Origin of the sequence: Streptomyces sp. R21 (assembly GCF_041051975.1) — a bacterium.
Lineage (GTDB): Bacteria > Actinomycetota > Actinomycetes > Streptomycetales > Streptomycetaceae > Streptomyces.
Genome location: NZ_CP163435.1, coordinates 2613250 through 2630340 on the forward strand (window position 1 = coordinate 2613250; position 17091 = coordinate 2630340).

The window sequence follows — 17091 nt, forward strand, 5'->3', positions numbered from 1 at the left end:
AGTGCCCCGGAGGCCGCCATGGGAGATCCCCAGCCCCTAGTCATCGACGCGACCGGCCGTGACATCCACGGCGAGGCCGCCCGGATCCGCGCAGGGGGACCGGTGACCCTCGTCGAACTCCCCGGCGGTGTCGAGGCATGGGCCGTCAGCAGCCCCGACCTGCTCAAGCGCCTGCTCACCGACCCGCGGGTGTCCAAGGACCCGCGACAGCACTGGCCGAGGTGGATCAACGGCGAGATCTCCCCGGAGTGGCCGCTGTTCACCTGGGTCGCGGTGCAGAACATGTTCACCGCGTACGGCGGCGACCACAAGCGGCTGCGCACCCTCGTCTCCAAGGCGTTCACCGCCCGTCGCACGGCGGCGCTCCAGCCCCGTATCGAGGAGATCACCAAGTCACTGCTGGACCGGGTCGAGGAGGCCGGGCGAAGCGGCCAACTGGTGGACCTGCGGGAGCAGTTCTGCTATCCGCTGCCGATCCAGGTGATCAGCGAGCTGTTCGGGCTGCCCGAGGAGCAGGGCGCGGAACTGCGGGCCGTCGTGGACGGCATCTTCCACACCTCCGCCACCCCGGAGGAAGTCACCGACATCTACACCCGCTTCTACGCGGCCATGGGCGAACTCGTGGCCCTGAAGCGGAAGTCGCCGGGTGACGACCTGACGTCGGCCCTCATTGCGGCGCGCGACGACGAGGGCGACACCCGGCTCAGCGAGCAGGAGTTGCTCGACACCCTCGTACTCATGGTCAGTGCCGGCCACGAGACCACGGTCAACCTCATCGACAACGCCATCCACCTCCTGCTCACCCACCCGGACCAGCTCGCCCAGGTGCGCTCGGGCCGCGCCGGCTGGGACGACGTGATCGAGGAGGCGCTGCGCGTGGAGGCGCCGGTCGCGTCCCTGCCGCTGCGATACGCCGTGGAGGACCTTGTCGTCGCCGAGTTCGGCGGCCCGGAAGGCGTGGTGATCGGGAAGGGCGAGGCGATCCTGGCCGCGTACGCCGCCGCCGGGCGCCACCCCGAGACGTACGGCGCGGATGCCGACCGGTTCGACGTCACCCGCGCCAACAAGGAGCACCTCGCCTTCGGGTACGGCGTGCACCACTGCCTCGGTGCCCCGCTGGGGCGGCTGGAGGCCCGGATCGCGGTTCCGGCGCTCTTCGAGCGTCTCCCCGGACTCCGACTCGCCGCGGAACAAGGCGAGTTGGAGCCGGTCGACTCCTTCATCTCGAACGGCCACCGCACCCTTCCGGTGCGGCTGGCCTGATCACCCGCGCCCCGGGCTCATCACTCCCCGCGCCACCAGGACCGCAGCTTCGCGGTCCAGCCGCGTGGCGCACGCTCGGGTACCGGATCCGGTACCCGCACCGGAACCGGTGCGGGTACCGCGACCGCGGCGGGCAGCGCCACCGCGGCGACCCGCTCGCGCTGCGCGGTCGGGAAGGTCACGGGCAGCGCGGCCAGTGCCCGGTGGAAGGGACCCGGCCGCCACTGCAACTCCCCCACCGGCACCGCCAGTTCGATGTCGGGAAGGCGGTCGAGCAGCTTCTCCACCGCCACCGCCGCGATCAGCCGGGCCGGACTCTGCGCCGGGCAGTTGTGCGGGCCCGCGCTCCACGCCAAGTGGGCCCGGTTGCCCGCACGCTGATCCGTCGTCAGGGCGGGGTCGGTGTTCGCCGCGGCGAGACTGACCACCAGCGGATGGCCCGCCCGCAGGGTCACCCCTTCGTACACGACGTCGTGGACCGGGTAGTGCACGGCGTAGTTGGCCATGGGCGGGTCGGTCCACAGCACCTCGTCGAGGGCGTCCTCCACGGGCAGGCTGCCGCCCGACAGGGTGCCCGCGAACCGGTCGTCGGAGAGCAGCAGCCGCAGCCCGTTGGCGATCAGGTTCTGCTGGGGCTCGGTGCCCGCGCCCATGAGCACGACGAGACTGTGGACCATCTCCTCGTCGGTGAGCGCGGCGGGATGGGCCAGCATCCAGGAGGTCACGTCCTGCCCGGGCCGGGCCCGCTTCAGGACGACGAGGTCCAGCAGGGTCGTGGCGAGCAGCTCGTTCGCCTTCTCGGCGTCCACGCCGTCGAAGATTCCGGACATCCCCTCGACCAGCCGCTCACCGTAGTCGGCCGGACAGCCGAAGAGGCGGTTGAACACCAGCAGCGGCAGGACCTGGGCGTACTCGCCGAGCAGGTCGGCCCCGCCCCGCGGCGCGATGCGGTCGATGAGCGTGTCGGCGCTCGCCTCGATGTAGCCGCGCAGGGTGTTGGGGTCCACCCGGTCCAGGCTGTCCGTGATGGCGCCGCGCAGCCGCCGGTGCTCCTCGCCGTCGGTGAACAGGGCGTTCGGCCGGTACATCATCATCGGGACGACCGGGCTGTCCGGGGGGACGGTGCCGTCCGCGAGATCCGTCCAGCGGCGGGGGTCCTTGGAGAAGGTCTCGGGGCTGCGCAGTACGTGCAGGGCGGCGTCGTATCCGAGCACCAGCGACGCCCGTACGCCGGGCGCCAGTTCGACCGGAGCGATCGGGCCGACGGCGCGCAGCCGCCGGTAGAAGGACGCCGGGTCGGCGGCGAACTCGGGGCCGTACAGGGACTCGTGGGCCGGGCAGCCCGGTGGTGGTACGGCGGTCACGCGTGCTCCAGTTGGCCGGTGGGAGTGCGGGTCAGGAGGTACTCGACGAGGGAGATCAGGGCCCGCGTGGAGGAGGCCCGGTCGCGGGCGTCGCAGTGGACGAGGGGGGTTTCGGGGAGCAGGTCGAGGGCCGCGCGCACCTCGTCGGTGCCGTACTCGGGCGCGCCGTCGAACTGGTTGAGGGCGACGGCGTAGGGCAGTCCGAGCTCCTCCAGTACGCCCATCACCTCGAAGGACTGGCCCAGGCGCCGGGTGTCGGCGAGGACGAGGGCGCCGAGCGCGCCACGCGTCATGTCCTGCCACAGCTGGGTGAAGCGCTGCTGGCCGGGCGTGCCGAACAGATACAGCACCAGGCGGTCGTTGAGGGTGAGGCGGCCGAAGTCGAGGGCGACCGTGGTGGTGGTCTTGTCCTTCATGCCGGCCAGGTCGTCGACGAGGGCGCCTGCCTCGGTCATGACCTCCTCGGTGCGCAGCGGCCGGATCTCGGAGAGCGCGCCGACGAAGGTGGTCTTGCCGACCGCGAAGTGGCCCACGACCAGCAGCTTGACCGCGGTCTGCACGGTGGGCCGCAGATAGACATCGCCCGAGGCCGGTTCGGCGGCGGATCCGGCGGCGGGTTCAGAGGCGGGCGCGGAGCCCATCGAGCACCTCCTGCAGTATTCGGGCGTCGGTCGGCCGGGCGGCCGGGACCGGTGCGCGGGTGACGATGTGGCCGCTGTCCATGAGGTCGGCGATCAGCACCTTGGTGACGCTGACCGGCAGCGCGAGATGGCCGGCCACCTCGGCGACGGACAGGGCTCCGGGCCGGCACAGCTCCATGAGCCTGCGTTTTTCCGGGTTGAGTCCGGCCAGCGGCAGATCGTCGGCGGCGATCAGCAGCGTGACCAGGTCCAGGGTGTTGCGGGAGGGGTGGGCACGGCCGTCCGTGACGACGTACGACCGCACCAGCCGGTCCCCGGGACGGCGCCGGGCCGTCATGCCGGGCTGCCGGTGTCCTGCCGGGCCGGACTGGTCAGCTCCTTGCCGAGCCGGTCGACGAGTTTGTGCATGCGGTACGTCACGGCCTCCATGTCCACTTCCTCGCTGGTGGAGACGGCCAGGTAGGCGCCCTCGCCGGCGGCGACGAGGAACACGTAGCCGTGCGCGAACTCGATCAGGGTCTGCCGCCACGGGGTGTTCGGGGTGCCGCAGAACTCGGCCGTGCTGCGGCTGATCGACTGGACGCCGGACAGGCCCGCGGCCAGCCGTTCGGCGTCGTCCCGGCCGATGTCCTTGGAGTGGGCGCGGAGCATGCCGTCGGCGGAGAGCAGGATCGCGTGGCGCGCCTCCGGAACCTTCAGCACCTCGTCCAGCATCCAGCCCAACTCGTTGTTGGTGGGCCCGGTCATTCGTGGCTGTTCCCTTCGTCTTCGTGCGAGGTGTGCTGGGCGGCCCGGCCGAAGCGGGTGCCGCGCGCGAACGCCCCCATGCGCCGGGCGTTCTCCTCGGCCGAGCGGCCGCCGACCTCCTCGGCGGGCGGGGCCGGGGTCTCCGCGGCCGTGTCCCGCAGGGCGCGGCGTCGTCGTTGGGGCAGTCCTCCGGGCGTGGTCGGCTCCCTGTGGCCGGGGGCGGGTTCGGGATCGGGGCGAACGTCCGGGGCCGGTGCGGCGACGGACGCCGTACGCGACACGGGATCCGGCGCGGGGGTGCGCCCGGGGACGGCTTCGGGGACACGCGCGGGCGGTTCGACCACAGGTGGACGCTCCTGGAGGGCTTCCGGGTGCGTGAGCAGGGAGGTCGGCAGGAAGACCACGGCGCGCACACCGCCGTACGGCGAGACCGTGCCGACGGAGACGTTGAAGCCGTAGCGCTCGGCGAGCACCCCCATGACGGCGAAGCCGAAGCGCGGCGGGTCGCCGAGCCGGGTGACGTCCACGGTGCGCCCGCCGGACAGGAGCCCGGCGGCGTGCTCGGCCGCCTGCCCGTCCATGCCGACGCCGGCGTCGTCGATCACCACGCAGGCGCCGTTGTGCACCGCCTGGATGGTGACCTCGACGGTCGTGTTGGGCTGCGAGTGGCGTGCCGCGTTGTCGAGCAGCTCGGCGACCGCGAGCACGACCGGTTCCACGGCCCGGCTCTCCACGGCGATGTCGACCTCACCGTGGATGCGGATGCGCCGGTAGTCGCGGATGCGGGAGGTGGCGCCGCGTACGACCTCGATGAGCGCGGCGACGGAACGCTGGCGCCCCGGCCAGGAACCGCAGAGCACGGCGATGGCCTGGGCGCGGCGGCCGAACTGGGCGTTGGTGTGGTCGACTTCGAGCAGGTCGCGCAGCACGTCCGGGTGGTCGTGCCGGTCCTGCATCTCCGCGATGGCCACCTGCTGTTCGTTGGCCAGGGCCTGGATGGAGCGCATCGACGCCTTCAGTGCGGCCTTCGCGGACTGGTCGGCCCGGGACTGGGCGTGCTCGACGGCCCCGGCGAACCGCTCCAGGACGCTGTCGAGGCACTTGGCGAAGTCCGTGTCGGCGAGCCGCGTGTCCAGCAGACCGGCAGCCGTCGCGAGTTGCCCAGGCGCGTCCTCCAGGGCCGGCAGCCGGACGGAGACGAGATGGCGCAGTTCCTCGTCCCGGGCCCGCAGGCCGTCCGCCAGTTCGGCGTTCCGTCCGCGCTGCACCGCGCTGATCCCGCGCTGCCGCACCAGCAGCACGGTGACGGCGAACAGGCCCACTGCCAGGCACCAGAACACCGCCTCCGGTATCTGTTCGGTCATGAAGTCCTCAAAAGCGGGCGATGGTTGACGAGCGCTCGACGGTAGCGACCGTTCCACATCCGTACTTGTCCGTGTGCGCAAGGAAGTTGCTCAAAGACGCAAGCGCGCCGGGACGCCGGGCCGAGGCCGTCCGCTTACCTTTGGCATATGCCAATGAGGGGGTGGCCTACTACTGAAACCGCGTGCTGCCCTAGTCTGACTCCGAGTAACGGCCCGTGAACGTACGGAAGTTCAGGGCTGCCGAAATGGAGTCGTCCGACCCGTCGCAGCGGAGGAGCCACGTTGCCCGCGGGACGTTACATCGTGGAGTCGCAGACCACGAGTGAGGTGGACCCGCACGAGCGGGCCGACTTCTGGAGCGAACACATCGCGTCCTATCAGTCCCGGATGGGGTACGCCTACGCGCGCACCGACAACTTCCGCGGCGAGACGGTCCGCCAGCGCAGCGACACCTACCAGCTCGTCAGGTTCCGGTCGGACACGATCGAGTACAGCCGGACCGCCCAGCAGGTACGGCAGGACCCGGACGACGACTACCGCCTGCTGCTGCCGCTCACCGGGCAGATCACGCTGTCCCAGCAGGACCAGGTGGCGCGGCTCGCGCCGGGGGCGGGCGCCCTGGTCACCTTCGGATCCCCCTTCCAGTGCGCGCAGACGGCGTCCACCCTGGCGTTCATCTTCACCATCCCCGCCCGCGAGATCGACGGCCCGCTGAACCGGACGTCACCGCTGGCCGCCGGGCTGGACCTGACGACGGGGCTGGGGCGCGTGGTGAGCACCATGGTGCAGAGCCTGCACGAGGAACGCGACAACCTGACCGACCCCCAGTTCGACGCCGTCTCGGACCGCGTCGTCGAGCTCCTGTGCATGCTCGCGTCCGGCGACGACCGCCCGGACGCCCCGGGCCATCTCACCGAGGTCGAGGCGATGGTCCGCCGCCATGTGCGCGACCACGCGGCCGACCCCGGCCTGACCGGCGCATCCATGGCCCGCGACCTGGGCTGGTCCCTGCGCCAGATCCAACTGGCCCTGCAACGCGTGGGCACCACCCCCCGCGACCTGATCCGCGAGGAACGCCTGCGCCTGGTCCGCGACCGCCTCCAGTGCGCCGACTGCGAACACATGACGATCACGGAACTGGCCTACGCCTCGGGCTTCTCCTCGGCCAGCACCATGAGCACGGCCTTCCGCCAGCGCTTCGACGTGAGCCCCCGGGAGATGCGCCGCGGCCACCGCCGGCCGCCCGGTCCGAAGGAGGCCGACGGGGATTTCCCGCCCGTATGAGATCCCGTATGAGATCCCGTATGAGGTTCAGCCCTCGTCGGGCGTCAGCCGCAGCGAGATGCTGTTGATGCAGTACCGCTGGTCGGTGGGGGTGGGGTACCCCTCCCCCTCGAACACGTGCCCGAGATGCGACCCGCACCGGGAACACCGCACCTCCGTCCGCACCATCCCGTGCGAGCGGTCCGAGATCAGTTCGACGGCGTCGGAGTCCTTGGGGTCGAAGAAGCTCGGCCAGCCGCAGTGCGACTCGAACTTCTCCGTGGAGGTGAAGAGTTCGGCGCCGCAGGCGCGGCAGGAGTAGACGCCCTTGGTCTTCGTGTCGGTGTACTCACCCACGAACGCGGGCTCCGTGCCGGCCTTGCGCAGGACCGCGTACTCGGCCGGGGTCAGTTCCTCGCGCCACTGCTCGTCCGGCTTTTCGATGTCGTACGACATGAGCCTCAGCCCCTTACTTCGAGAGACGGTCCAGGATCAGCGGGCCGAGGTCGGTGACGTCGCCCGCGCCCATGGTGAGAACGAGATCACCGGGCTTCGCCATTCCCGCGACGACGGCGGGGGCCTCGGCCTTGTCGTGGACGGGGGTCACGTCGGCTCCGGCCGCCCGGGCCGCCTCGATGATCAGGTCGCTGGTGACACCGGGGATCGGGTCCTCGCGGGCCGGGTAGATGTCCAGGACCACGGAGGCGTCCGCCAGTGACAGGGCCTGGCCCATCTCCTTGCCGAGCTCCTGCGTGCGGGAGAAGAGGTGCGGCTGGAAGAGGACCAGGATGCGGGAGTCGCCGGCCGCCGCGCGCATCGCGTCCAGGTCCGCCGTCATCTCGGTCGGGTGGTGCGCGTAGGAGTCGATGACCTGGACGCCCGCCTCCTCGCCCTTGAGCTGGAGGCGCCGCTTGACGCCCGTGTAGCTGGCCAGCGCCGGGGCCAGCTCCGCGGCGGGGATGCCGAGGGCCACGCCTGCCGCCAGTGCGGCCACCGCGTTGTGCGCGTAGTGGCGGCCGGGGACCGAGACCGTGAAAGTCAGCTCCGCGCCGTCCAGGAGAACGGTGACCTCGCTCTTCAGGCCCTGGGGAACGACGGAGAGGACGCGTACGTCGGCGTCCTGCGCTTCTCCGTACGTCACCGTCCGCACCGCACCGGCCAGCCGTCGGGTCAGTTCACGGGCTCCCTCGTGGTCGGACGAGATCACGAGCGTGCCGCCCGGCACGATCTTCCCGGCGAACGTCTCGAAGGACTCGTAGATCTCGTCCATGGACGCGTAGTTGGCGTGGTGGTCCAGCTCCACGTTGAGGACGATGGCGACCTCGGGCGCGTACTTGTGGAAGCTGCGGTCCGATTCGTCGGCCTCGGCGACGAAGATGTCGCCCTCGCCGTGCAGGGCGTTGGAGCCGGGGGCGTCGAGGTCGCCGCCGATCGCGTACGAGGGGTTCAGACCCAGCGAGGAGAGGGAGACCGCCAGCATCGACGTGGTCGTCGTCTTGCCGTGGGTGCCGGCGACCGCGATCGGGCGCAGTCCGTCCATCAGGCGGGCAAGCGCGTCCGAGCGGTGGACCACCGGGATGCCCAGCTCGGCCGCGCGGGCCAGCTCCGGGTTGTCCGCGCGGATCGCCGAGGAGACGACGACACAGGTGGCGTCGGACGCCAGGTGGTCGGCCGCGTGCCCGATGTGCACCGTGGCGCCCAGCGCGCGCAGGGCCTCGGCGGTGGCGGACTCCTTCGCGTCGCTGCCCGCCACCTCGGCCCCGCGCTGCGCGAGGATCTTGGCGATGCCCGACATTCCGGCGCCGCCGATGCCGATGAAGTGCGGTCGGTCCATGGCGGTGGGAAGGCCGGGTGCCATGTGCGTCTCCCTGGAGTGGTGCGGCGTACGTTCAGCGCCCCACCCTAATGGCCATGGCGCACGCCATGGCCCAGCGGCCGGGCCTCACGCCTTGCTGTGCGAGAACAGTTTCAGCACCGGTACGCCGACCTTGTGGCGGGCCCGGGAGGCCCAGTCGCGATGGAAGAACTCCTCCACGTAGTGCGGGTCGGTGAGCACGATGACCTCGTCGGCGCCGATCTCGTCGACCAGGGCCTTGAGGGCGTCCAGCGGATGGTCCTCGATGAGCCGGCCTTCCGCCTCACTGCCGGACACCCGCAGCGCCTTCAGCGACACGTCGAGGGCCTGCTGTCCCTGGCCCACGGCGTCCTCGCCCTCCGGCGTCTCGTTCTCGTGGGCCGCCTCGTCCAGCTCGCCGAGCGCGACGTCGTCGATGGCCCGCAGCAGCCGGTCCGCCTGGTCGCCGCGCGGCTGGAGCAGCACATGGAAGCCGACCGGCTCGTCGCCGTGCAAGGTGGTGACGAACTCCACGTCGGCGGACGTCAGGGCCTTCTCGATCATCAATACGCTTGTGAACACGACAGGCGCCCTTCTCCTCCGTGGGCCGTTTCCAGGCCCCTGCGGAAACCATCCTGCCCCGTGACCGCACGGGGTCTGCGCGATTTGGTGTGCCCGGCCGAAGAAAAGCGGAACGGGGTATTCCGCCGACTTGTCAGGACCGACGGTATCGGCTGAAGACGAACCCGGCCTCCTCCAGCAAAGACGCCAGTTCGAACCGCTGCGGCACCGCCACCGGGGGCCCTCCGGCGATGCGCTGCGCGTCCCCCGCCGTGAGCATCGGGGAGAGGGTCAGGCAGAGCTCGTCGAGTACGCCGGCCGCGACGAGCTGGCCCAGCAGGCGCGGGCCGCCCTCGGTCAGCATCCGGGTCATGCCCTGCTCGGCGAGGGCGCCGACGAGCCGGCCGGGCTCCACACCCATGCCGTCCCCGGCGATCAGCACCCGTGCGCCCGCCTTCTCGGCGGCCGCGACCCGGTCCGGGGCCGCGGCGGCGCCCGTCAGCACCAGCGTGGGCAGCAGCGGGGAGGTAAAAAGCGGAAGCGAGAAGTCCAGGTCGAGGCTCGCGGTGACGACCGCGATCGCGGGCGCGGGGCCCTGACCGGCCGCCGCCCGCAGTTCCGCGAAGTCCTCACGCGCGCGTGCCGGGCGGTAGCCCTCCTGGCGTACCGTTTCCGCACCCACGATCACGACGTCCGCGAGAGCCCGCAGCACACCGAAGATCCGCATGTCGGCGGGGCCGGAGATGGGCTGGGAGCGACCCTCGTGCTGGCCCGCGCCGTCGAGCGTGGACACCATGTTGGCGCGCAGCCAGGGACCGTCCCCCGGAGGGTAGGCGTACGCCTCCGCCAGCTCGAGGAGGCCCCACTCGCGGTCTGTCACACCAGCCGTCACACCGGCCGTCACATCCGTCCCGGAGGCCCCTCCCGAGGCCTGGGCTGCTGTTTCTTCGGTCACAGGGAACAGGCGTCGCATGTCGTGCAGTGTGGCACGGCGCTTAGAGTGGGGAACCGTGTCGTCCTCCACTGCCGCAACCGGTGTCCACCCGATAGCCGACGCGGCCCCGCTGTCCTTGTGCGCCCGCGAGCCGCATGTCCCCGCCGACCGGCTCGTCGCCGAGATGGTGCCGCCGCCGCGGTTCGACTCGGTCCGCTTCGAGACGTACATACCGGACCCGAACCAGCCCAGCCAGACCGAGGCCGTGCACGTCCTCGCCGGCTTCGCGGCCGGTCTCGGCGGCGCCCACGCGAGCGGGGGCGGCAAGCGGCGGCTGTTCGGTCTCGGCAAGGCCCCGAAGAAGGTCCCCACCGGCCCCCGCGGTGTCTATCTCGACGGCGGCTACGGTGTCGGCAAGACCCACCTGCTGGCCTCCCTGTGGCACGCGACCCCGGCCGAGCCCGCGCTCAAGGCCTTCGGCACCTTCGTGGAGCTGACGAACCTGGTCGGCGCGCTCGGCTTCCAGAAGACCGTCGCCACGCTGAGCGAACACCGCCTCCTCTGCATCGACGAGTTCGAGCTGGACGACCCCGGGGACACCGTTCTGGTGTCGACGCTCCTCGGCAAGCTGGTCGACGCGGGCGTGGCCCTCGCCGCCACCTCCAACACACTGCCGGGCAAGCTCGGCGAGGGGCGGTTCGCGGCCGCCGACTTCCTGCGCGAGATCCAGGGCCTGTCCGCGCACTTCCGCCCCCTGCGCATCGACGGCGAGGACTACCGCCACCGCGGACTGCCCGAGGCACCGGCGCCGTTCTCCGACGAGCAGGTCACCAAGGCGGCGTACGCCACCGAGGGCGCGTCGCTCGACGACTTCCCGCATCTGCTCGACCACCTGGCGAAGGTGCACCCCAGCCGGTACGGCGCCCTGACCGACGACCTCACGGCCGTGTGCCTGACCGACGTCCAGCCGGTCCCGGACCAGTCGACGGCGCTGCGGCTCGTCGTGCTGGCCGACCGGCTCTACGACCGCGAAGTGCCGGTCCTCGCCTCCGGGATGCCCTTCGACAGGCTCTTCAGCGAGGAGATGCTGAACGGCGGCTACCGCAAGAAGTACTTCCGCGCGATCTCCCGGCTGACCGCCCTCGCACGGGACGCCAAGGGGCTCGTAGCGGCGTAGCGGGCTTCGTGCGGCCGTCGCAGACCTCGTAGGGGCGTCGCAGATTCGAACACCAGGGGAACACGGGTCAGTTCAAGCCATTCCCACCTCGCGTTTTGGGCTTTTCTTTACCCGAAACGTAAAGTTAACCTTGCAAACAACTTAGGCGCGTTAACGTATTTGAGGACGCAAGCCGAGGGATGCAGGCAGAGGGGAGGGCGCATGGTGCGGAGTACAACGGTCCGGTTCGTGCTGGCGACGCTCTCCGCCGTCCTGCTTGCCCTGCAACTCTTCGCTCCCACCGCGTCGTTCGGGTCCGCGCACAGCACCACTCACGCGTCCGGCGCCAAGGTCACGGGCACCGCCGCCGTCGCCAAGCGCGCGGACGAGATCGTCACGTGCGGCGGCCTCGAACACTCCGCGGCACCCACCGGCCCACTGCGCACCCGTGACCGGCACCGCGTCGCGGCGGACTCGGCCCCCGAGCCGCCCGCCCGCGTCCTGCTGGTGTACGACACCACGGTCTCGGCTCCCACCGGGACCGACGGCACCACGCATCACCTCTCAAGATCATCAACCGCCCACTCTCCGGCGGCACTTCAGGTATTCCGCTGCTGAGCTGCCGCACGCCCTGTCGTCACGACAGGGTCAGGGTACGAGCCGGCACCGACCCGCCCTGAAGATCTGGGCCCCCACCACGCCACGTCCGCCGAGCGCGTCGACGTGGGGTCATGCCGTCGTACCCGCATCTGCCATGTTCTCGTAAGCCGACGCGCCAACTGAGGCGCGCCAGGAGGAACTGACAATGCAGCCCCTCATCGATCACGCCCGTGCGCACGGACAGCGCCCCGAGGAGTTCGCCCGGCTGGCCGAGGGCCAGTCGCCGCAGGTCCTGTTCATCACCTGCTCGGACTCCCGGGTCGTCCCCGCCCTGATCACCGGCGCCCGGCCCGGTGAGCTCTTCGAACTGCGCACCGCGGGCAACATCGTCCCCCCGTACGTCTCGCAGCACCCCACCGGCGAGGCAGCCACCATCGAGTACGCCGTCGAAGTGCTCGGCGTATCCGACGTCATCGTCTGCGGACACTCGCACTGCGGCGCCGTAGGCGCGCTGGTGCGCGGCGACGACCTGAACGCCGTACCCGCCGTGCGCGACTGGCTGGCGCACGCGACGCCCCGCCCCGAAGGGGCCGTCGAGGACCCCACCGTCACCGAGGCCGTGCAGAGCCACGTCCTGACCCAGTTGCTGCGCCTGCGCTCGTACCCCGGCATCGCGGAGAAGCTGACGAGCGGTCAACTGCGCCTGCATGCCTGGTTCTACGAGGTGCACACCGGCTCAGTACTGGCCCACCGCCCGCAGTCCGACACCTTCGACGCCCTGTGAGCGCCGACATGAAGCCATCGAAGTCGGTGGAGCCGACGAAATCCACGAAGTCGCTCCGACTCCCTTATCTGCGGCAGGACTTCGCCGCCTCGCTCGTCGTGTTCCTGGTCGCCCTGCCGCTGTGCGTGGGCGTGGCCGTCGCGTCCGGTGTGCCGGCCGAACTCGGGCTCGTCACCGGCATCGTGGGCGGAATCGTCACCGGTCTGATGCGCGGCAGCAGCCTCCAGGTCTCGGGTCCCGCAGCGGGCCTGACGGTGCTGGTCTACGAGGCTGTGCGGGAGTTCGGACTGCCCGCCCTCGGGGTCATCGTGCTGACCTCGGGAGCACTCCAACTCCTCATGGGCGCCCTGAAGTTGGGGCGCTACTTCCGGGCCATCTCGGTCTCCGTCGTCGAGGGCATGCTGGCCGGCATCGGGCTCGTCCTGATCGCCGGGCAGCTCTACTCGGTGGCCGGAACCAAGGCCCCGGCCTCGGGCCTCGGAAAGATAGCCGGGCTGCCCGAGGCGCTCTTCGAGGCGGCCGGGAACACCACGGCGCTGGCCTCTCTGGCGCTGGGCGCGGGCACCGTCGCCGTACTCGTGCTGTGGAAGCGGATGCCGCGCCGGGTGCGCACGGTGCCGGGGCCGCTGGCCGCGGTCGGGCTGGCCACGCTCGCCGCGCTCGTCCTCGATCTGCCGGTGGCGACGGTCGAGGTGAAGGGCCTGCTCGACTCGATCCAGCCGCCGCCTCTGGACGCCTTCGGCGAACTCGCGGGCGTCGGCCTGCTCGGCACGATCGTGGCGTTCACGCTGATCGCCTCCGCCGAGTCGCTCTTCAGCGCGGCGGCCGTGGACCGGCTGCACGACGGGCCGCGCACCGAGTACGACAAGGAACTGATGGCGCAGGGCGCGGGCAACGCGGTGTGCGGGCTCCTCGGCGCCCTGCCGATGACCGCGGTGATCGTGCGCAGCGCGGCCAATGTCCAGGCGGGCGCGAAGACCAAGGCGTCCCGGGTGCTGCACGGCGTATGGCTGCTGCTGTTCGCGGCGCTGCTGCCGTCCGTGCTCGCGTACATCCCGATACCGGCCCTCGCGGGCATCCTCGTGCACGCCGGCGCCAAGCTCATTCCCGTACGGGAGATCGTCGGGCTGTGGCGCGAGCACCGCGGCGAGGCGCTGATCCTCGTCGTGACGGCCGTGTCGATCGTCGCGGTGAGCATGTTCGAGGGCGTGCTGATCGGCCTCGCGCTGGCTGTCGTGAAGACGGCGTGGGAGGCCTCGCACGTGCGGATGGAGGTCATAGACAAGGGCGCCGGGCCCGTCCAGGCGTATCTGTCCGGCAACGCGACCTTCCTGCGGCTGCCGAAGATCCTCGACAGCCTGGAGGCACTGCCGCAGGACCGGCCGGTCGAGCTGGACCTCTCCGGCCTGCACCACCTGGACCACGCGTGCCGCACGGCGCTGGAGAACTGGTCGGCGCGGCACAGCGCCGAGGGCATCGAGCCGGTGCGGGTCACAACCGGCTGACCTGCACCGTTCCACCCACTCGGGCCCGTGGTCGAGCATTCTCGACCGCGGGCCCGAGTCGGGCATATCGTTGCATTAATGGTCGTATGCTCTCGCGAGCGCGCGACCGGTGGCAGGCGACGGCCGGAAGGGGGTCGTCATGCTCCAGGAACTCCTGGTCGCGGGCGTAGCGGTGGGTTCCGCGGCCCTGGTGTACGCCGCGGCGGCGGCCCGCGTCGTCAAGCAGTACGAGCGCGGGGTCGTCTTCCGGCTCGGCCGTCTGGTCGGCGACGCCCGGCCGCCGGGCTTCACCATGGTGATCCCCGGGGTCGACCGGCTGCGCAAGGTCAACATGCAGATCGTGACGATGCCGGTGCCCGCGCAGGAGGGCATCACACGGGACAACGTCACGGTGCGGGTCGACGCGGTCGTCTACTTCAAGGTGGTGAACGCGCCGGACGCGATCATCCAGGTCGAGGACTACCGCTTCGCCGTCTCCCAGATGGCGCAGACCTCGCTGCGCTCGATCATCGGCAAGAGCGACCTCGACGATCTGCTCTCCAATCGCGAGAAGCTCAACCAGGGCCTGGAGTTGATGATCGACAGTCCGGCGATCGGCTGGGGTGTGCAGATCGACCGCGTCGAGATCAAGGACGTGTCGCTGCCCGAGACCATGAAGCGCTCCATGGCCCGCCAGGCCGAGGCCGACCGGGAACGCCGGGCGCGGATCATCAACGCCGACGCCGAACTCCAGGCCTCCAAGAAGCTCGCGCAGGCCGCCGAGGTGATGTCCGAACAGCCCGCCGCACTCCAACTCCGGCTGCTGCAGACCGTGGTGGCGGTCGCGGCCGAGAAGAACTCCACACTCGTCCTGCCCTTCCCGGTGGAACTGCTGCGCTTCCTGGAGCGGGCGCAGTCGCAGGGGCAGCAGGTGCCCGCGCACCCGGCGCTCCCGGCCGAGCACGAGCCCGAGGGCAGGGGCGGGGAGGCGCCCGAGAGCCGGACCGGCGACGAGCTCGGTCAGTGAGACGGGCACGGTCGGCAATACGAGCACGGTCGGTGACACGTGCTACGCGCGTGGTTCCAGTGACCCCACCTGCGTGATACACACAGCTGGATCACAGTCCTGTCCGCCAACAGGAAGGTTGCTCCATGCCCGAGAACGGCCGCACTTCGACCCGACGTCAAGTCCTGGCTCGCACAGGCGCGTTGGGCGCCCTGGGCGTCCCGATCGCCTTCGCCGGATCCCTCTCCGACCTCTTCGCGGGCACCGCCGCCGCGCAGGACCTGGGCCACCACGGGTACGGCCCGCTGATCCCCGACCCGAAGGGACTGCTCGACCTGCCGGAGGGTTTCCGTTACCGGGTCCTCTCCCGCGAGGGCGATCAGCTCCGCTCGGGCGAGGGCCTCGTCCCCAGCAACCACGACGGCATGTCGGCCTTCGCCGGCCGGCACGGCCGGGTCCACCTCGTCCGCAATCACGAGAACCGCGTCACCGCGAAGATCCCCGTCCCGACGGTCGAGGGCCTCACCTACGATCCGATGGGCAAGGGCGGCTGCACGGCGCTGACGCTGGACGGCCGGGGCCACGTCCTGTCCGAGCGCGTCGCGATCGCCGGCACCGCCGTCAACTGCGCCGGCGGGCCCACCCCTTGGGGCACCTGGCTCACCTGCGAGGAGACCGAGGACAGAGCGGGGACGAACGGCTACACCAGGGACCACGGCTTCATCTTCGAGGTGGACCCGGTCGACCCGCACCGTACCGGCGCGGTCCCGCTGACCGCGATGGGCCGCTTCCAGCACGAGGCCATCGCGGTCGATCCGAAGCGGGGCATCGTCTACGAGACCGAGGACGCGTTCCTCAAGCCGTTCGGCCTCTTCTACCGCTTCCTGCCCAACAGGCCCGAGGGCGGAGTGGGTTCACTGCGCGCGGAGGCAGACTCCAGGCGATGCGGGTGCCGGGCGTACCCGACCTGTCCTCCGTCCAGGAGACGGGGACGACCTTCGACGGCATCGAGTGGGTGGACGTACCGGACCCGCTCGCGGCCCAAACCCCCGTCCGACTCCAGGACTTCGGCCCGAAGGGCATCACGCACGCCCAGAAGCTGGAGGGCTGCTACTGGGGCGGCAGCTGCGTGTACTTCGTCTCCTCCTTCGCGCACAGCGCGGACGGCTCGGCAGCCGACCACTACGGGCAGATCTGGCGCTACGACTCCGCGGCGCGCCGTCTCACCCTCGTGATCGTCTTCGGCCCGGACACCGACGTCCAGCTCCCCGGCGAGTCCCCGGACAACATCTGTCTCGCCCCCAGCGGCGGCCTCATGGTCTGCGAGGACGGCAACGGCGCCCAGCACGTCTTCGGCGTGACGCGGCGCGGCGAGGTGTACGCCATGGCGCGCGGCGCGCAGAACATCGGCACCGCCGAGGCCCCGGAGTGGGGCGAGTTCGCGGGCGTCACGTTCTCGCCGGACGGCGGGACGATGTACGTGAACTGCTATACGCCGGGGACGACGTTCGCGGTGACGGGGCCCTGGCGCCGCTAGGCGGTCCCTCGGCGCCGGGCGCGTCGCCCGGCGTCAGCCATTCCGCCCGCGCCGGGCAGTGAGGGCGCGGGCGAGCAAGGGGGCGGTGGTGCCGAGGAGCAGCGTCGCGAGGGGGGCGACGACGTCGGTCCACGGGTCGCGGATGCGGTGGTACGTGGCCCTGCCGTCGCGGAGTTCGATGAAGCCGAGCGGCCGGGTCTCGGCGCCGCCCCCTCCCCCGCCGCCCTCGCCACTACTGTTCCGCCTGACCCCGCGCGCGGTGCCACCGCCGAAGCCGTAGGCGGCCCTGGCGACGGGGATCACGGTGACGCCCTCGCGAGTGACGGGCTCGCCGAACACGGCGGAGACGCAGGCGCGCCCGCCGAACCGCTCGGCGAGCCCCTCCAGGAGACGCGCGGCGAGGCCGTCCGTGGCCGCGACGGCTCCGAGGTCGGCGGTGTCCGTGGGATCGACCGGCGGGGGCGAGGTGTCGTGCGGCGCTGTCATGGCGGTGCCTCCTCGGATGGATGCGGCGGGTGCGGGGATGCCGGTACGCGCAGACTAATTCGCGTGC

Annotated in this window: 17 protein-coding genes and 1 pseudogene; 8 read left to right on the plus strand and 10 right to left on the minus strand. The window is 71.2% G+C overall.

Annotated features, from left to right (window positions below):
• Window positions 1-18 precede the first annotated feature (18 nt).
• Window positions 19-1263, plus strand: a complete 1245-nt coding sequence (locus AB5J56_RS11745) for a cytochrome P450 (protein ID WP_369232639.1) — start codon at window positions 19-21, stop codon at window positions 1261-1263.
• A gap of 20 nt (window positions 1264-1283) precedes the next feature.
• On the opposite strand, the gene AB5J56_RS11750 is transcribed toward AB5J56_RS11745, so the two are convergent.
• The 5 genes from AB5J56_RS11750 to AB5J56_RS11770 are packed head-to-tail and all read right to left on the minus strand — an operon-like array spanning window position 1284 to window position 5379.
• A complete protein-coding gene (locus tag AB5J56_RS11750; RefSeq protein ID WP_369232640.1) occupies window positions 1284-2627 on the minus strand; it encodes a cytochrome P450 in 1344 nt (447 codons plus the stop codon).
• On the minus strand, window positions 2624-3268 hold the full coding sequence (locus tag AB5J56_RS11755) for an ATP/GTP-binding protein (protein ID WP_369232641.1): 645 nt from the start codon (window positions 3266-3268) through the stop codon (window positions 2624-2626). The genes AB5J56_RS11750 and AB5J56_RS11755 overlap by 4 nt, the downstream gene beginning before the upstream one ends.
• Window positions 3246-3605: a DUF742 domain-containing protein gene (locus AB5J56_RS11760; RefSeq protein ID WP_369232642.1), complete on the minus strand. Its 360-nt coding sequence runs from the start codon at window positions 3603-3605 to the stop codon at window positions 3246-3248. Before AB5J56_RS11760 ends, AB5J56_RS11755 begins: the two co-directional genes overlap by 23 nt.
• Complete coding sequence (locus AB5J56_RS11765; protein WP_356137255.1) at window positions 3602-4015, minus strand: roadblock/LC7 domain-containing protein; 414 nt, start codon at window positions 4013-4015, stop codon at window positions 3602-3604. The genes AB5J56_RS11760 and AB5J56_RS11765 overlap by 4 nt, the downstream gene beginning before the upstream one ends.
• A complete protein-coding gene (locus AB5J56_RS11770) occupies window positions 4012-5379 on the minus strand; it encodes an ATP-binding protein (protein ID WP_369232643.1) in 1368 nt (455 codons plus the stop codon). Before AB5J56_RS11770 ends, AB5J56_RS11765 begins: the two co-directional genes overlap by 4 nt.
• A 282-nt stretch (window positions 5380-5661) precedes the next feature.
• On the opposite strand from AB5J56_RS11770, the gene AB5J56_RS11775 reads away from it, so the two are divergent.
• A complete protein-coding gene (locus AB5J56_RS11775; protein ID WP_369232644.1) occupies window positions 5662-6663 on the plus strand; it encodes a helix-turn-helix domain-containing protein in 1002 nt (333 codons plus the stop codon).
• A 27-nt stretch (window positions 6664-6690) separates the two neighbouring features.
• Here AB5J56_RS11775 and msrB read toward each other — a convergent pair whose 3' ends face one another.
• From msrB to AB5J56_RS11795, 4 genes are all read right to left on the minus strand, one after another.
• Window positions 6691-7098 (minus strand): peptide-methionine (R)-S-oxide reductase MsrB, encoded by a 408-nt coding sequence (gene msrB, locus AB5J56_RS11780; protein WP_369232645.1) that lies wholly within the window; start codon window positions 7096-7098, stop codon window positions 6691-6693.
• Between the two features lie 13 nt (window positions 7099-7111).
• On the minus strand, window positions 7112-8500 hold the full coding sequence (gene murC / locus AB5J56_RS11785; RefSeq protein ID WP_369232646.1) for a UDP-N-acetylmuramate--L-alanine ligase: 1389 nt from the start codon (window positions 8498-8500) through the stop codon (window positions 7112-7114).
• Between the two features lie 84 nt (window positions 8501-8584).
• Window positions 8585-9058, minus strand: coding sequence for an indole-3-glycerol phosphate synthase (locus AB5J56_RS11790; protein ID WP_369232647.1), 474 nt, complete (start codon window positions 9056-9058; stop codon window positions 8585-8587).
• 133 nt (window positions 9059-9191) lie between these two features.
• On the minus strand, window positions 9192-10010 hold the full coding sequence (locus tag AB5J56_RS11795) for a pyrimidine reductase family protein (RefSeq protein ID WP_369232648.1): 819 nt from the start codon (window positions 10008-10010) through the stop codon (window positions 9192-9194).
• Between the two features lie 37 nt (window positions 10011-10047).
• Here AB5J56_RS11795 and zapE point away from each other — a divergent pair, with 37 nt between their 5' ends.
• The 6 genes and pseudogenes from zapE to AB5J56_RS11825 all read left to right on the plus strand — a co-directional run bounded on the left by zapE (window position 10048) and on the right by AB5J56_RS11825 (window position 16538).
• Window positions 10048-11148 (plus strand): cell division protein ZapE, encoded by a 1101-nt coding sequence (gene zapE, locus AB5J56_RS11800; protein WP_369232649.1) that lies wholly within the window; start codon window positions 10048-10050, stop codon window positions 11146-11148.
• 201 nt (window positions 11149-11349) lie between these two features.
• Window positions 11350-11745 (plus strand): hypothetical protein, encoded by a 396-nt coding sequence (locus AB5J56_RS11805; RefSeq protein WP_369232650.1) that lies wholly within the window; start codon window positions 11350-11352, stop codon window positions 11743-11745.
• A 187-nt stretch (window positions 11746-11932) separates the two neighbouring features.
• Window positions 11933-12511, plus strand: coding sequence for a carbonic anhydrase (locus AB5J56_RS11810; protein ID WP_369232651.1), 579 nt, complete (start codon window positions 11933-11935; stop codon window positions 12509-12511).
• An 8-nt stretch (window positions 12512-12519) separates the two neighbouring features.
• Entirely contained in the window at window positions 12520-14016 is a 1497-nt protein-coding gene (locus AB5J56_RS11815; RefSeq protein WP_369232652.1) for a SulP family inorganic anion transporter, read from the plus strand.
• Window positions 14017-14155: 139 nt separating this feature from the next.
• Window positions 14156-15022 (plus strand): slipin family protein, encoded by an 867-nt coding sequence (locus tag AB5J56_RS11820; RefSeq protein WP_369232653.1) that lies wholly within the window; start codon window positions 14156-14158, stop codon window positions 15020-15022.
• Between the two features lie 125 nt (window positions 15023-15147).
• Window positions 15148-16538, plus strand: a pseudogene (locus tag AB5J56_RS11825) (PhoX family protein).
• Between the two features lie 33 nt (window positions 16539-16571).
• On the opposite strand, the gene AB5J56_RS11830 reads toward AB5J56_RS11825, so the two are convergent.
• Entirely contained in the window at window positions 16572-17024 is a 453-nt protein-coding gene (locus AB5J56_RS11830; RefSeq protein ID WP_369232654.1) for a spore germination protein GerW family protein, read from the minus strand.
• Window positions 17025-17091: the final 67 nt, after the last annotated feature.

Excerpts from the sequence above, each read along its gene's own strand:
- AB5J56_RS11770 (WP_369232643.1), bottom strand. The coding sequence starts at position 5,379 with ATGACCGAACAGATACCGGAGGCGGTGTTCTGGTGCCTGGCAGTGGGC.
- murC (WP_369232646.1), bottom strand. The coding sequence starts at position 8,500 with ATGGCACCCGGCCTTCCCACCGCCATGGACCGACCGCACTTCATCGGC.
- AB5J56_RS11795 (WP_369232648.1), bottom strand. The coding sequence starts at position 10,010 with ATGCGACGCCTGTTCCCTGTGACCGAAGAAACAGCAGCCCAGGCCTCG.
- AB5J56_RS11760 (WP_369232642.1), bottom strand. The coding sequence starts at position 3,605 with ATGACGGCCCGGCGCCGTCCCGGGGACCGGCTGGTGCGGTCGTACGTC.
- AB5J56_RS11765 (WP_356137255.1), bottom strand. The coding sequence starts at position 4,015 with ATGACCGGGCCCACCAACAACGAGTTGGGCTGGATGCTGGACGAGGTG.
- AB5J56_RS11755 (WP_369232641.1), bottom strand. The coding sequence starts at position 3,268 with ATGGGCTCCGCGCCCGCCTCTGAACCCGCCGCCGGATCCGCCGCCGAA.
- AB5J56_RS11810 (WP_369232651.1), top strand. The coding sequence starts at position 11,933 with ATGCAGCCCCTCATCGATCACGCCCGTGCGCACGGACAGCGCCCCGAG.
- AB5J56_RS11745 (WP_369232639.1), top strand. The coding sequence starts at position 19 with ATGGGAGATCCCCAGCCCCTAGTCATCGACGCGACCGGCCGTGACATC.
- AB5J56_RS11830 (WP_369232654.1), bottom strand. The coding sequence starts at position 17,024 with ATGACAGCGCCGCACGACACCTCGCCCCCGCCGGTCGATCCCACGGAC.
- AB5J56_RS11815 (WP_369232652.1), top strand. The coding sequence starts at position 12,520 with ATGAAGCCATCGAAGTCGGTGGAGCCGACGAAATCCACGAAGTCGCTC.
- msrB (WP_369232645.1), bottom strand. The coding sequence starts at position 7,098 with ATGTCGTACGACATCGAAAAGCCGGACGAGCAGTGGCGCGAGGAACTG.
- AB5J56_RS11820 (WP_369232653.1), top strand. The coding sequence starts at position 14,156 with ATGCTCCAGGAACTCCTGGTCGCGGGCGTAGCGGTGGGTTCCGCGGCC.
- AB5J56_RS11805 (WP_369232650.1), top strand. The coding sequence starts at position 11,350 with ATGGTGCGGAGTACAACGGTCCGGTTCGTGCTGGCGACGCTCTCCGCC.